The sequence below is a fragment of the Serratia sp. SA088 genome (genome assembly GCF_049065515.1).
Lineage (GTDB): Bacteria > Pseudomonadota > Gammaproteobacteria > Enterobacterales > Enterobacteriaceae > Serratia > Serratia nematodiphila.
The window spans coordinates 179366-193565 of sequence record NZ_JBAKGW010000005.1 but is presented as its reverse complement, the minus strand read 5'-3'; the positions used below and the strand labels follow the sequence as shown (position 1 = coordinate 193565).

At 60.9% G+C, this 14200-nt stretch carries 12 protein-coding genes and 1 riboswitch; of the genes, 7 read left to right on the top strand and 5 right to left on the bottom strand.

Annotated elements, in window-relative coordinates; genetic code table 11:
* Positions 1-19 precede the first annotated feature (19 nt).
* Entirely contained in the window at positions 20-658 is a 639-nt protein-coding gene (gene plsY, locus ACOWVD_RS14735; protein ID WP_049241501.1) for a glycerol-3-phosphate 1-O-acyltransferase PlsY, read from the bottom strand.
* Between the two features lie 107 nt (positions 659-765).
* Between plsY and folB the strand changes: the two genes are divergently transcribed.
* Complete coding sequence (folB, locus tag ACOWVD_RS14730) at positions 766-1125, top strand: bifunctional dihydroneopterin aldolase/7,8-dihydroneopterin epimerase (RefSeq protein ID WP_004937203.1); 360 nt, start codon at positions 766-768, stop codon at positions 1123-1125.
* Between the two features lie 133 nt (positions 1126-1258).
* Positions 1259-2083, top strand: coding sequence for an undecaprenyl-diphosphate phosphatase (gene bacA, locus ACOWVD_RS14725; protein WP_015379094.1), 825 nt, complete (start codon positions 1259-1261; stop codon positions 2081-2083).
* A 40-nt stretch (positions 2084-2123) separates the two neighbouring features.
* On the opposite strand, the gene ACOWVD_RS14720 is transcribed toward bacA, so the two are convergent.
* Both ACOWVD_RS14720 and ACOWVD_RS14715 read right to left on the bottom strand, forming a co-directional pair.
* Complete coding sequence (locus ACOWVD_RS14720; protein ID WP_004937206.1) at positions 2124-3368, bottom strand: multifunctional CCA addition/repair protein; 1245 nt, start codon at positions 3366-3368, stop codon at positions 2124-2126.
* A 122-nt stretch (positions 3369-3490) separates the two neighbouring features.
* On the bottom strand, positions 3491-4111 hold the full coding sequence (locus ACOWVD_RS14715; RefSeq protein ID WP_004937209.1) for a TIGR04211 family SH3 domain-containing protein: 621 nt from the start codon (positions 4109-4111) through the stop codon (positions 3491-3493).
* Positions 4112-4389: 278 nt separating this feature from the next.
* On the opposite strand from ACOWVD_RS14715, the gene ACOWVD_RS14710 reads away from it, so the two are divergent.
* From ACOWVD_RS14710 to hldE, 3 genes are all read left to right on the top strand, one after another.
* Complete coding sequence (locus tag ACOWVD_RS14710; RefSeq protein WP_015379092.1) at positions 4390-5697, top strand: inorganic triphosphatase; 1308 nt, start codon at positions 4390-4392, stop codon at positions 5695-5697.
* Between the two features lie 45 nt (positions 5698-5742).
* Entirely contained in the window at positions 5743-8580 is a 2838-nt protein-coding gene (gene glnE, locus ACOWVD_RS14705; protein WP_273890143.1) for a bifunctional [glutamate--ammonia ligase]-adenylyl-L-tyrosine phosphorylase/[glutamate--ammonia-ligase] adenylyltransferase, read from the top strand.
* A 77-nt stretch (positions 8581-8657) separates the two neighbouring features.
* Positions 8658-10088, top strand: a complete 1431-nt coding sequence (gene hldE, locus ACOWVD_RS14700) for a bifunctional D-glycero-beta-D-manno-heptose-7-phosphate kinase/D-glycero-beta-D-manno-heptose 1-phosphate adenylyltransferase HldE (protein WP_004937214.1) — start codon at positions 8658-8660, stop codon at positions 10086-10088.
* A 51-nt stretch (positions 10089-10139) separates the two neighbouring features.
* Here hldE and ubiK read toward each other — a convergent pair whose 3' ends face one another.
* Complete coding sequence (gene ubiK, locus ACOWVD_RS14695) at positions 10140-10415, bottom strand: ubiquinone biosynthesis accessory factor UbiK (protein ID WP_004937216.1); 276 nt, start codon at positions 10413-10415, stop codon at positions 10140-10142.
* Positions 10416-10560: 145 nt separating this feature from the next.
* Positions 10561-10721, top strand: a riboswitch (FMN riboswitch).
* 109 nt (positions 10722-10830) lie between these two features.
* On the opposite strand from ubiK, the gene ribB reads away from it, so the two are divergent.
* A complete protein-coding gene (ribB, locus tag ACOWVD_RS14690) occupies positions 10831-11484 on the top strand; it encodes a 3,4-dihydroxy-2-butanone-4-phosphate synthase (RefSeq protein ID WP_004937218.1) in 654 nt (217 codons plus the stop codon).
* A 53-nt stretch (positions 11485-11537) separates the two neighbouring features.
* On the opposite strand, the gene ACOWVD_RS14685 is transcribed toward ribB, so the two are convergent.
* Complete coding sequence (locus tag ACOWVD_RS14685; protein ID WP_049241505.1) at positions 11538-13070, bottom strand: alkaline phosphatase; 1533 nt, start codon at positions 13068-13070, stop codon at positions 11538-11540.
* Positions 13071-13392: 322 nt separating this feature from the next.
* Here ACOWVD_RS14685 and ygiD point away from each other — a divergent pair, with 322 nt between their 5' ends.
* Positions 13393-14175 (top strand): 4,5-DOPA dioxygenase extradiol, encoded by a 783-nt coding sequence (gene ygiD / locus ACOWVD_RS14680; RefSeq protein WP_049241506.1) that lies wholly within the window; start codon positions 13393-13395, stop codon positions 14173-14175.
* Positions 14176-14200: the final 25 nt, after the last annotated feature.

The window sequence follows — 14200 nt, the reverse complement described above, 5'->3', positions numbered from 1 at the left end:
GGATTATCCGGCCCTTCCGTTATTCCTCTCTCGGCTGGTCGCCGTTATCCGCGTCGTTTTTCTTCTTGCGGAACTTGCCCCAGATCTTGCTTTCCTGGCCGCGCCACAGGCGCTGAATATTGTCGTGATGCCGCATCAGGATCAGGCAGGAGAGCATCGCTACCGGGAAGGTGAACTGCGGTTTGAACCACCAGACGTAGAACGGGGCGATCAACGCGCTGACGATGGCGCCGAGCGAAGAGTAGCCGCTGAGCAGCACCGTCAACAGCCAGGTGCCGGTCATCAGGCCGGTCAGATCCCAGCCGATAGGTGCGATGGCGCCAAACGCCGTCGCCACGCCTTTACCGCCGCGGAAGTGGAAGAACACCGGATAGATGTGCCCCAGGCAGGCGGCGATCGCCGTCAGGCCCAGATATAGCGGCGGCACATCGAGTTTGTAGGCCAGCCAGACCGGCAGCATCCCTTTCAGAATATCGAACACCAGCACCGCCGCCGCCGCCAGTCGGCCGCCGATGCGCAGGACGTTGGTCGCCCCGGGGTTTCCTGAGCCATGTTCACGCGGATCCGGCAGCCTGGCGATCCGGCAAACCAGGATCGCGCTGGAAATCGAGCCGCACAGATACGCGAAGATAATCATGCCAAGCGCGGTAGCACTCATAACGCGGTTCCGTTTAATAATGGTCGTTTTACTCGCAACATCTATGGATAATACGCACATTCCGCTGGAAGTGGTATCCGGCAAGGCCAAAAACAGAGAATGACGTGATGGATATCGTATTTATTGAAGAGCTTACCGTAATTACCACCATTGGCGTTTATGAGTGGGAACAGGGCATTCGTCAGAAGCTGGTGTTCGATATCGAAATGGGCTGGGATAACCGGCCGGCCGCCGCCAGCGACGATGTAACTGACTGTCTGAGCTATGCCGATGTCAGCGACGCCGTGATCCAGCATGTTGAATCGAACCGGTTCGCGCTGGTGGAGCGCGTGGCGGAGGAAATATCCGAAATTTTGCTTCAACGCTTCAATTCCCCGTGGGTCCGTATTAAGGTCAGCAAACCGGGCGCTGTAGCACATGCCAATCGGGTCGGCGTGATCATTGAGCGCGGCACTCGTCCCGCATGATTTTATGTCATCTGCTTGCAACGAAAGACCGTTAAGCTGGTCTTAATCCTGAGAATTGTTTTAGCGGCATTGTCTTTTAAGCACTGCCGCTTTTTTATGTGATGGCCGTTATTTTATGGGGTGAGCGAAGCACATGGCTGACATGCATTCACTGTTTATTGCGTTTGTTCTTGGGGTTGTCGAAGGGTTAACCGAATTTCTGCCGGTGTCTTCCACCGGGCATATGATTATCGTTGGCGAGTGGCTGGGTTTTACCGGCGACAAAGCCAAAACCTTTGAAGTCATCATCCAACTGGGGTCTATCCTGGCCGTGGTGGTGATGTTCTGGCGCCGGTTGTTCGGCCTGATCGGCATCCATTTCGGCGGCAAGCCGGTGGAGCACGAGGGCAAAACCAGCGGTCAACTGAAGCTGGGGCATATCCTGCTGGCGATGATCCCGGCGGTGGTGCTGGGTCTGGTATTCCACGATGTGATTAAATCGCTGTTCGCGCCGAAAAACGTGATGTACGCGTTGGTTGTCGGCGGCCTGCTGTTGCTGGCGGCGGAATGGCTGAAGCCGAAGACACCGAGAGCGGAAGGGCTGGATGACATCACCTACCGCCAGGCGTTCATGATCGGCTGCTTCCAGTGCCTGGCGCTGTGGCCGGGTTTCTCCCGTTCGGGGTCCACTATCGCCGGCGGTATGCTGGTGGGCGTAAACCGCTATGCGGCGTCCGAGTTCTCCTTCATCCTGGCGGTGCCGATGATGATTGGCGCCAGCGGCCTGGATCTGTACAAGAGCCTGCACTTCCTGACCTGGGGCGATCTGCCGATGTTCGCCGTCGGTTTCGTTACTGCCTTCGTGGTGGCGCTGATTGCGATCAAGACCTTCCTGTCGCTGATCAAACGCATCTCGTTCGTGCCGTTTGCCATCTACCGCTTTATCGTGGCGGCCGTGGTTTACATGGTATTCCTGTAAGCCCGATGGCAAGAAAAAACCCCGCTCTGCGGGGTTTTTTTTATGCCTGATCGTTGAGGATGGTTTGGTTGAGCTTCCAGTCGGCCAGCGCCTGCTGGCGACGGCGTTTGAGCTCATCGCGGATCGCGGTGCCCTGCAGCCCGCTGGCTACCACCTCTTTAATAGATACCGCGTTCGCCACCTGATACGCCTGGCGCAGATAGTCGCCCTGCGGATAAGGATTCTCCTCAAAGCCGGTGCGGCCGCGCGCGTCCGCTTCGCTGGTCAGGATCATCTGCTCCAGCCTTTGGGGCTTGCGCCAGACGTCGATGGCGTCGAACAGCTTCAGCAGGGTCTCCGGCCGCAGCTTGTTCACGGTGTGGATCAAATCATGGTACTCGGCCACCAGCTTGCTCAGATCGCGCACCGGATTGGGCACCCGCAGCCGTTGGCATAGCGCTTCGACCAGCCGCACGCCCGCCGGGCCGTGGCCGTGGTGATGCGGCCAGAACTCTTTTGGCGTCAACCCTTTGCCGAGGTCATGACACAGGGTGGCGAAGCGTACGTCCACCTCGGGAGTGAGGCGGGCGGCCATCGCCAGCGCCATCAGCGTATGCACGCCGGTGTCGATCTCCGGGTGCCATTTGGCGGGAGCAGGCACGCCGAACAGCGCGTCGATTTCCGGGAACAGCACCGCTAGCGCATCGCAGTCGCGCAGCACCTGAAAATAGACCTGCGGGCTCTGGCTTTGCAGCGCCTTTTCGGTTTCCTTCCAGACGCGTTCGGCGGTCAGCGCGGCCAGTTCACCGCTGTGCGCCATCCGGCGCATCAAGGCCAGCGTTTCGTCGGCGATGCGAAAACCCAGATGGGCGAAGCGAGCATTGAATCGCGCCACGCGCAGCACGCGCAGCGGATCTTCGCCGAACGCGTCGGAAACGTGGCGCAGCACGCGCGCCTGCAGATCGGCCACGCCGCCGTAGGGATCAATCAGTTCCCCTTCGGCGGAACGAGCGATGGCGTTGAGGGTCAGATCGCGCCGCAGCAGATCTTCTTCCAGCGTGACGTCCGGCGCGGCATAGCAGGTAAAACCGGTGTACCCCTGGCCGGATTTGCGCTCGGTGCGCGCCAGCGCGTACTCCTCGTGGGTATCGGGATTGAGGAACACCGGAAAATCTTTGCCGACCTGCTGGTAGCCCAACGCCAGCAGCTCCGCCGGCGTGGCGCCCACCACCACCCAATCATGATCGACCACCGGAATGTTGAGCAGGCTGTCGCGAACGGCGCCGCCGACCAGATAAATCTGCACTGTTGACTCCTGAATATCGTGTAAGGCTCTGTCTATCAGATTACATGAATTGGCCGCGGGATGTCGGCGCCAATGAAAAAGGCGCCCGCAGGCGCCCAAACTCAAACTGAACGATACTGAGATCAGTTCATCCAGCGATTGTTGTTCTTGCGACGCGGGATCAGGTGCGGCAACAGCAGGCCCAGCAGCAAACCGACGCCGGCGACGCCGCCGCCGTACATGAACCATTGCAGGATAATGGTGCGCTGCTTGTCGTCGAGCTGCAGGTTAACGGCGTTGACCTTCTTCTGCGCGACCACCAGCTGGTTTTTCAGATCCTGGTTTTCCTTCTGCAGGCTGCTGATGGTGCTGTCGCTGCCTGCGACTTTTTCCTGCATTTCCGCCGTGCGCTGGTTCCAGGTGTTGTCGATGTTGGCGAGCTTGTCGGTCAGGGTTTTCACCTGCTGTTCCAGCTCCGGCACGCGGGTGCGCAGGCTTGGCGTCTGGCTGAGTTGGTCGAGCGGGATCCAGGTGGTGCGGCCTTTCGGATCGCGGATCTGGCCGTAGTTGGTGCTGTCGTTGACGCTCAGCAGGGTCACTTCTTCACCGGCGTTCAGAGTGCCGACAATACGGTACTGATTACCTGGACCGCTATGGACGTAAGTGCTTAACTCATCGGAGATATAGCGTTTATCTTCGGCATGTGCGGCCCAAGTGATGCTGAAGCTCAGCGCGGCAAGGAAAATCAGGCGTAATTTCTGCATTAGTTCATCGTTTCTGGGTGAATTTATGGAACGATAGTAGAGGGTTCAGTCTGACGACGCAACGCCAAAACCGGAATGAGAACTATCTTACTGTGGCTGATTCTGTGAGTTGCGCAGCGTTTTATAACGTAACAGGTTTTTTCTACAGTTAGCAGGGTTAAGGCGCCGGGAATCGCGGTAAGATAACGGCAACTGGGCGTCAGTGGGCAGCATACGGCGGGCCGAGCGCGCCGCGCTGAAACCGACGCGAATGCGTAACTTATTGGTGTTAAAGAATTATGACCGTTGAAATTGAACTGAAATTCATCGCCGCGCCGCAAGCGGTGGCCGCTCTGCCACACTGGCTCGCCGCCTGGCCGCATCAGCATTCCGCGCCGCAAAAGCTGACCAACATTTACTTCGAAACGGCCGACAACTTCCTGCGCAGTCACGACATGGGGCTGCGCATTCGCGGTTTCGACGATCGCTATGAGATGACCATCAAAACCGCCGGTAAAGTGGTGGGCGGCCTGCACCAGCGCCCGGAATACAATGTCGCTATCGCCGAGCCGCAGCTGGCGTTGGCGCAGTTTCCTGCCGACATCTGGCCGCAGGATTGCGATATCGCGGCGCTGCAGCAGGCGTTACAACCGCTGTTCCGTACGGATTTCGTGCGTGAGAAGTGGGTGGTTACTTACGGCCAAAGCGAGATAGAGATTGGCCTGGATCAGGGAGAAGTGCGTGCTGGTGGCCTCAGCGAAGCCCTGAGCGAGATAGAACTGGAGCTGCTGAAAGGCAATACCGCCGATCTGCTGGCGTTGGCCGGTGAGCTGGCGGCGCACGACGGGCTGCGTCAGGGCAGCCTGAGCAAGGCGGCGCGCGGTTACCACCTGGCGCAGGGCAATCCGCCGCGTGAGGTGCGCCCGCTGCGGGTGCTGAAGCCGGCGGCGAAGGCGACCGTGGAGCAGGGGATGATCGCCGCCTTCGAGCTGGCGCTCAACCACTGGCAGTACCATGAAGAGCTGTGGCTGCGCGGCGACGCGCAGGCGCGCGCTTCGGTGATTGAGGCGGTTGGCACGATCCGCCAGGCGCTGGTGATCTTCGGCGGCCTGGTGCCGCGCAAGGCCAGTGCCGATCTGCGCGCCCGCCTGACCGAGCTCGAACCGCTGTTGGCGGACAAAACCGCGCAACCGGAGACCCTGTGTTACAGCGCGGTCTACCTGCAATGTAAGTTGGCGCTCACATCATGGCTGGTGCGCGGCGCCTGGCGGCCGTTTATCGACGCCAAAGCGCAGGCCAAGCTGGACGGTTCTTTCAAACGCTTCAGCGACATCATGCTGGGGCGCAGCGGCGCGGAGCTGAAAGAGGCCTTCAGCCGTACGCTGAACGAAGATGAATATCAGGAACAATTGCCGCGCCTGACGCGTCAGATTTCGGCGCTGGTCCTGCTGTCGGGCGCTTATCCCGACGAGCAGACCGGGCCTTATATCGACGCCTGGCGCGAGCTGCAGGCGGCGCTGAGCGAGCGCCGTCAGGGCTGGTATGAAGCCAGCCGCAAACAGGCCTTATCGCATGCGCCATTCTGGTTAAACGGCGCGCTTCGTTAATCAAGCCGGCCCGTCAGCCGCGGGCCGCAGAACGGGTCATACACTATGTCGCCACTTTCAGTCGCGTTACAGGCTCAGGCACAGCAGATTGTGCAGCGTTTTCAGGAAGTTCACGGCGTGGACTGCGCCTTTAGCGAGCAGGAACAGTGGGTGCTGGCGTCGAGCGATTTCGTCAGCGACGCGCTGCTCGCCCAGCCGGCCTGGCTGGCGACGCTGCGCGAACAGCCGCCGGCGCCCGGCGAGTGGCAACACTATGCCGCCTGGCTCCAGGACGAGCTGGAAGAGGTGCGCGATGAGGCGCAGCTGATGCGTACGCTGCGTCTGTTTCGCCGCGAAACGCTGGTGCGCATCGCCTGGGCGCAGGCGCAGGGGCTGTGTTCGACCGAAGAAACGTTGCTGCAGCTGAGCGGGCTGGCGGAGACGCTGATCGTCAGCGCGCGCGACTGGCTGTACCAAACCTGCTGCCGCGAATGGGGCACGCCGTGCAACGCCGCCGGCGAACCGCAGCCGCTGCTGGTCCTCGGCATGGGTAAGCTGGGCGGCGGCGAACTGAACTTCTCGTCGGACATCGATCTGATCTTCGCTTACCCGGAAAATGGTCAAACCCAGGGCGGGCGGCGCGAGCTGGATAACGCCCAGTTCTTCACCCGCCTCGGCCAGCGGCTGATCAAGGCGTTGGATCAACAGACCATCGATGGCTTCGTCTATCGCGTCGACATGCGGCTGCGGCCGTTCGGCGACAGCGGCCCGTTGGTGATGAGCTTTGCGGCGCTGGAGGATTACTACCAGGAACAGGGGCGCGACTGGGAGCGCTATGCGATGGTAAAGGCGCGCCTGATGGGCGGGGCGGAAGACGCCTACAGCCAGGAGCTGCGCAAAACGCTGCGCCCGTTCGTGTTCCGCCGCTACATCGATTTCAGCGTCATCCAATCTTTGCGCAACATGAAGGGCATGATCGCCCGCGAAGTGCGGCGGCGCGGTCTGAAGGACAACATCAAGCTGGGCGCCGGCGGCATTCGCGAAATCGAATTCATCACTCAGGTATTCCAGCTGATCCGCGGCGGCCGTGAACCGGCGTTGCAGGGGCGTTCGCTGTTGCCGACGCTGCAGGCGGTGGGTGAGCTGGGGCTGCTGGAAAGTGAGCAGGTGCGGGCGCTGAGCGCCGCCTACCTGTTCCTGCGGCGGCTGGAGAACCTGCTGCAGGCGATCGGCGATCAGCAAACCCAGACGCTGCCGCAGGAGGCGCTCGATCAGGCGCGGTTGGCCTACGGCATGGGGTTGGCGGATTGGCCGGCGCTGATGGCGGCGCTGGAGGTGCATATGCAGGCGGTGCGCGCGGTGTTCGACGACCTGATCGGCGACGATAGCCCGGATGTCGGTGAAGATCCCGACTACCAGCACTACCACAGCCTGTGGCAGGACGCGCTGGAGGAGAACGAGCTGGCACCGCTGACGCCGCACCTCGACGAAGAGGGGCGCCGACAGATGCTGCGCACCATCGCCGATTTCCGCCACGACGTCGACAAGCGCACCATCGGCCCGCGCGGCCGCGACGTGCTCGATCAGCTGATGCCGCGCCTGCTGGCGGAGGTATGCCCGCGCCAGGACGCCCCGACCGCGCTGGTGCGGCTGGCGCAGCTGCTCCTCAGCATTGTCACCCGCACTACCTACCTCGAGCTGCTGGTGGAGTACCATGCGGCGCTCAGCCATCTGATCCGCCTGTGCGCCGCGTCGCCGATGGTCGCCAACCAGCTGTCGCGTTACCCGCTGCTGCTGGATGAGCTGCTGGATCCGGCCACGCTGTATCAGCCGGTGGCGCTGGACGCCTACCGCAGCGAGCTGCGGCAGTATCTGCTGCGGGTGCCGGAAGACGATGAAGAGCAAAAGCTGGAGGCGCTGCGCCAGTTCAAACAGGCGCAACAGCTGCGCATCGCGGCTGCGGATATCGCCGGCGCGCTGCCGGTGATGAAAGTGAGCGATCACCTGACTTATCTGGCGGAGGCGATCATCGACGCGGTGGTGCAGCAGGCCTGGAGCGATATGGTGGCGCGCTACGGCCAACCGACCCATCTGCAGGAGCGCGAAGGGCGCGGCTTTGCGGTGATCGGCTACGGCAAGCTGGGCGGCTGGGAGCTGGGTTACAGTTCCGATCTCGATCTGGTGTTCCTGCTGGATTGCCCGCCGGAGGTGATGACCGATGGCGATCGCTGCATCGACGGCCGCCAGTTCTACCTGCGGCTGGCGCAGCGGGTGATGCATCTGTTCAGCACCCGCACGTCCTCGGGCATTCTGTATGAGGTGGACGCGCGCCTGCGGCCTTCCGGCGCTGCGGGGATGCTGGTCAGCACCGTTGAGGCGTTCGCCGACTACCAGCAAAACGAAGCCTGGACCTGGGAGCATCAGGCCCTGGTGCGTGCGCGCATCGTGCACGGCGACCCGGCGCTGCATCAGCAGTTCGACGCGATCCGGCGCGAGATCCTGTGCAAAACGCGCGATGCGCAGACCCTGAAGCGCGAAGTGCGCGAGATGCGCGAAAAGATGCGCAACCATCTCGGCAACAAGCAGCGCGATCTGTTTGATATCAAGGCCGATGAGGGCGGCATTACCGACATCGAATTTATTGCCCAATATCTGGTCTTACGCTATGCGCCGGGTGAACCGCGCTTGACGCGTTGGTCGGACAACGTGCGCATCTTTGAGCTGATGGCCAATTACGACATCATGCCGGATGAAGAGGCGCGCGCGCTGACCCAGGCCTATGTCACCATGCGCGACGAGATCCACCATCTGGCGCTGCAGGAACATTCCGGCAAGGTCGGCAGCGAGCTGTTTGCCGCCGAGCGCGAGCAGGTGCGCGCCAGCTGGGCCAAATGGCTGGATTAATACCTTTTTGCGGGTATTCCGGCGGTCTGTGGTAATATCTGCGCCACTAAAATTTTGTTCTTTTTTGGAGTTATCGGATGAAAGTTACGCTGCCTGATTTTCGCCGCGCCGGTGTGCTGGTGGTCGGTGACGTCATGTTGGATCGCTATTGGTATGGGCCGACCAGCCGCATTTCACCGGAAGCCCCGGTGCCGGTGGTCAAGGTCGATACCATCGAAGAGCGTCCCGGCGGCGCGGCTAACGTGGCGATGAACATCGCTTCGCTGGGCGCCACTTCCCGTCTGGTGGGCCTGACCGGCATCGACGATGCGGCGCGGGCGCTGAGCGCCAAGCTGAATGAAGTCAACGTGCGCTGCGACTTCGTCTCGGTGCCGACCCATCCGACCATTACCAAGCTGCGCGTACTGTCGCGCAACCAGCAACTGATCCGTCTCGACTTCGAAGAAGGCTTCTCCAACGTTGATCCGCAGCCGATGCTGGAGCGCATTCAGCAGGCGCTGCCGCAGATCGGCGCGCTGGTGCTGTCCGATTACGCCAAGGGCGCGCTCAGCCAGGTGCAGGGCATGATCCAACTGGCGCGCGCCGCCAAGGTGCCGGTGCTGATCGATCCGAAAGGATCCGATTTCGAGCGCTATCGCGGCGCGACGCTGCTGACGCCGAACCTGTCCGAGTTCGAAGCGGTGGTGGGCCACTGTAAGGATGAAGCGGAACTGGTGGAGCGCGGCATGAAGCTGGTGGCGGATTTCGAGCTGTCGGCGCTGCTGGTTACCCGCTCCGAACACGGCATGACGCTGCTGCAGCCGGGCGTTGAGCCGCTGCACTTGCCGACCCAGGCGCAGGAAGTGTTCGATGTGACCGGCGCCGGCGACACCGTGATCGGCGTATTGGCCGCCTCGCTGGCCGCCGGCAATTCGCTGGAAGAGTCCTGCTTCCTTGCTAACGCCGCCGCCGGCGTGGTGGTGGGCAAGCTCGGTACGTCTACCGTGTCGCCGATCGAGCTGGAAAACGCGGTGCGCGGCCGCGCCGAAACCGGCTTTGGCGTGATGACCGAAGCGCAGTTGAAAAACGCCGTGGCGCAGGCGCGTCAGCGCGGCGAGAAAGTGGTGATGACCAACGGCATCTTCGACATTCTGCATGCCGGCCACGTCTCCTATCTGGCCAACGCCCGCAAGCTGGGCGATCGCCTGATCGTGGCGGTGAACAGCGACGCCTCGACCAAGCGTCTGAAAGGGGAGAAACGCCCGGTCAACGCGCTGGAGAACCGCATGATCGTGCTGGGCGCGCTGGAAGCGGTGGATTGGGTGGTGCCGTTCGAGGAGGACACGCCGCAGCGCTTGATCGCCGACATCTTGCCGGATCTGCTGGTGAAAGGCGGCGATTACAAGCCGGAAGAGATTGCCGGCAGTGCGGAAGTGTGGGCCAACGGCGGCGATGTCAAAGTGCTGAACTTTGAAGACGGCCTGTCGACCACCAACATCATCAAAGCGATCAAAGACGGGCGCGGCTAACGCCGGGCAATCTAAAGAACAAGGGCGCGCGGTGCGCGCCCTTGGCGGGAATTATTCGTCTTCCTGCTTGGCGGCCGGCGCCGCGCTCAGCTTGCTTTCCAGCTCGGCCATGCGCTGCTCCAACAGCGCCAGCTTCTCGCGGGTGCGCAACAGCACCTGAGTCTGCACGTCGAACTCTTCGCGGTTAACCAAATCCAGACGGGTCAGCTGCGACTGCAGCACCTGACGGATTTTTTTCTCAACGTCTTCCCCGAATTCACGAACGCCTTTAGGCATGGACTCATGAACCTGGCGTGCGATTTGTTCGATTTTTTTCGGGTCAATCATGGCGTATCCCTTTCAGAGTTTAATAGCTGCCGCTTAGTGTAATGCGAGTTGCCCGCCGGATAAACCATTAAGCGCATTCGCCGTACGTGGCCGAATTGTGCTTTTGCCAATTGCCCTGTCTACCCATTAGCGTTATAGTCATCTTGCTTATTCTCAGGGCGGGGTGAAAGTCCCCACCGGCGGTAAATCACCTTCTACGGTGAAAGCCCGCGAGCGCTCAGCCAGCCTGTAAAGGCCGGTTAGAGGTCAGCAGATCCGGTGTAATTCCGGGGCCGACGGTTATAGTCCGGATGGGAGAGAGTAACGGTATCTGCCGGGCATGCGCCCGCTTGCGTTATTTTTTTAGCTATTGCTAGCTACTCCTCAAGATCGCCCTGGTTCTGGTAATCCATAATTTTTAATGAGGTTTTTTACCATGAATCAGACGCTACTTTCAGACTTCGGCACGCCAACAGAACGCGTTGAACGCGCGATCGACGCACTGCGCAACGGGCGCGGCGTAATGGTGCTCGATGATGAAAACCGTGAAAACGAAGGTGACATGATCTTCGCCGCGGAAACCATGACCGTTGAGCAGATGGCGCTGACCATTCGCCACGGCAGCGGCATCGTGTGCCTGTGCATCACCGAAGAACGCCGTCAGCAGCTTGAGCTGCCGATGATGGTGACCAACAACTCCAGCCAGTTCCAGACCGCCTTCACCGTGACCATCGAAGCGGCGCAGGGCGTGACCACCGGGGTTTCCGCTTCCGATCGCCTGACCACCATCCGTGCGGCGGTGGCAGACAGCGCCAAGCCGAGCGACCTGAACCGTCCGGGCCACGTGTTCCCGCTGCGCGCGCAGCCGGGCGGCGTGCTGAGCCGCCGCGGCCACACCGAAGCGACCATCGATCTGGTTTCCATGGCCGGTTTCAAACCAGCCGGCGTGCTGTGTGAACTGACCAACGACGATGGCAGCATGGCGCATGCGCCGGAAGTGATTACCTTCGCCAAACAGCACGACATGGTGGTGCTGACCATCGAAGATCTGGTGGCCTACCGCCAGGCGCACGAGAAAAAAGCCAGCTGATCGCCGGCCGCTTTCAACGATAAAAAAGCCGCGTAAAGCGGCTTTTTTTGTGGCTAGTGTTTTGACAGGCGTTCGCCGATGCGGCTGGCGTAATTCATCACATGGAAGGTGTAGTTCTCCTCCACCGTGCCCTGGAACAGGTGCGCCCAGGGGCCGATGGCGTAGATGCCGAGATCTTCCCCGCCGTGCGTCTCGCTGTTCAGCGGCACCAGCGCCGGCTGAATAAAGTCAGGTGCGGTGGCCTGTTCCATGGTTAATGCCGGGCGCTCGGTCAGCGGGATTATGCCGCCGGGGCCGTTGGCGAAGCCGACGGTGGTGTAGGGCTTGCCGTCGCTGCCCAGCCGCGGTTTGCCGTCGACGCCGACGGAAATGCCGAGGATAGGATTGCCGCGCTTGGCATAGCCGGCGATGGTCAGCGTGTGGCTGTGATCGCCGGTCACGATCACCAGCGTGTCGTCCAGATTGACCTTATCGATGATGGTTTTCACCGCTTCGTTCAGGGCGACCGCGTCGCTCAACGTGCGGTAGGCGTTGCCGTTATGGCTGCCGTGATCGATGCGTCCACCCTCGACCAACAGCAGGTAACCTTCGGGATTCCTGGCCAGAATATCGATGGCCTTGCCGGTCATTTCCGCCAGTGAGGGTTCTCCCGCCGCGTCTTGCCGCCGATCGTGCTCGAAGTTCATGTGCGACGGTTCGAACAGGGCCAACAGGTGGTCGACTTTGGTCGGATCGATTTTGTCGAACTGCGCCTGATTCCAGACGTATTGCCCACGCTCGCCGTAGCGTTGCATCCAGACCTGCGTCAGGTCGCGGCCGTCCTTTCTGGCGCCTTTCTTGCCGGGATATTCCGGATCGCTCACGCTGTCGGGCAGAAAGTTGGCGCGCCCGCCGCCCATCGCCACGTTCAGGCCGTTGCCGTACTTCATTTCCACCAGCTGGCGCGCGATGTCGCGGCAGCCTGCGGCCAGAGCATCCGCCGGCATTTTGGCGTCAGACTCCCAGTCGCGATTGGCGATATGGGCATAGGTGGCGCCCGGCGTGGCGTGGGTAATGGTGGCGGTCGTCACGGCGCCGGTGGACAGGCCGAGCGTTGCGGCCATCTCCCACAGCGTGGTGACGGCCTTGGTTTGCTGATCCTCGCAGTTGTTGAGGGTAGCCGTATGGTTGAGGCCCATCAGATCGTTGATGGTTTTGACGCCGGTGGTCATCGCTACCGCGCTGGGCGCAGAGTCGGTGATTTGGGCGTCGGCGGAGTAGGTTTTGGCCGCCGCCAGATAGGGGAAGGCCTCCCAGGCCAGCACGTTGGATTCGCCATCCACGCCGCGCTGCTGCCCTTCAAAAATGCGGGCGGCGGTCACGGTGGAAAACCCCATGCCGTCACCGACCACCAGAATGACGTTTTTGGCGCGGTTGGTGTTTGGCGTTTGCTTCAGCCGCTGTTGCAGCTGAGTTTGCGCCTGAATGAAGTAAGGATCTTCGCGCTGCGTCAGCTGCGCGTTGTCCGCCGCGCCGGTGGTTGCCGTCCAGCCGGCGAGTAAGAACATGGAAAGCGCCAGGCGGGTTGCCAGTGTGAGTCTGAACATGAATTCCTCCTTGGTGAGACGTAATTCCCATCGCGCGACGGCGTTGCCTGCTCCCGTCGGCAGAGGAGGAGTGTATAGATCTTGTTAACAAAAAATACATAAATTGTTCACAAATTGGATCTGTGTGGCAGTAATGTCATGCTATTCACTGATATTATTAATTTATTGAAATATATGATTTTTTTATCTTTCTGCGGATCGGCGTATTTCTCTACTTTTAATTCAAATTTATTGAATATCTTCATCACGGTTATCCGGCTGTGTTGCTGCGGCAAAGCGCGTAATGTAGCGGCATAGCACAATTTGAACTAAGGATCCCTCTATGAACACCTCTCGTATGCCGGCACTGTTTCTTGGCCACGGTAGCCCGATGAACGTGCTGGAAGACAACCGTTACACCCGGGCATGGCGTGCGTTGGGTGAGTCATTGCCGCGCCCGAAGGCGATCGTGGCGGTTTCCGCGCATTGGTATACCCGCGGCACAGCGGTCACCGCGATGGAAAAACCCAAAACCATTCACGACTTTGGCGGGTTCCCGCAGGCGCTGTTTGATACCCGCTATCCGGCGCCGGGCTCTCCCGCGCTGGCCGCGCAGCTGCAGCACATTCTGGCGCCGGTGCCGGTAACGGCGGATCTCGGCGAGTGGGGATTAGATCACGGCACCTGGGGTGTCCTGATCAAGATGTATCCCGATGCTGACATTCCGGTGGTGCAGCTCAGCGTCGACGGCACGCAGCCGGCGGCCTATCACTATGAGCTGGGCCGCAAACTCGCCGCGCTGCGGGACGAGGGCGTGATGATCGTCGCCAGCGGCAACGTGGTGCACAACCTGCGCATGGTGAAATGGCAGGGCGATACCAGCGCCTACCCATGGGCGGAATCATTCAATAACTTTGTCCGGGATAACCTGCGTTATCGGGGCGATAACCATCCGCTGGTGGATTTCATGCGCCATGAGGGGGCGGCGCTGTCGAATCCGACGCCGGAACACTATCTGCCGTTGCTGTATGTGCTCGGCGGCTGGGATGGAAAAGAGGCCATCAGCGTGCCGATCGACGGTATCGAAATGGGGGCGCTTAGCATGCTGTCGGTGCAGGTGGGCTAAAGAAAAAACGCCAGTCAGCGACTGG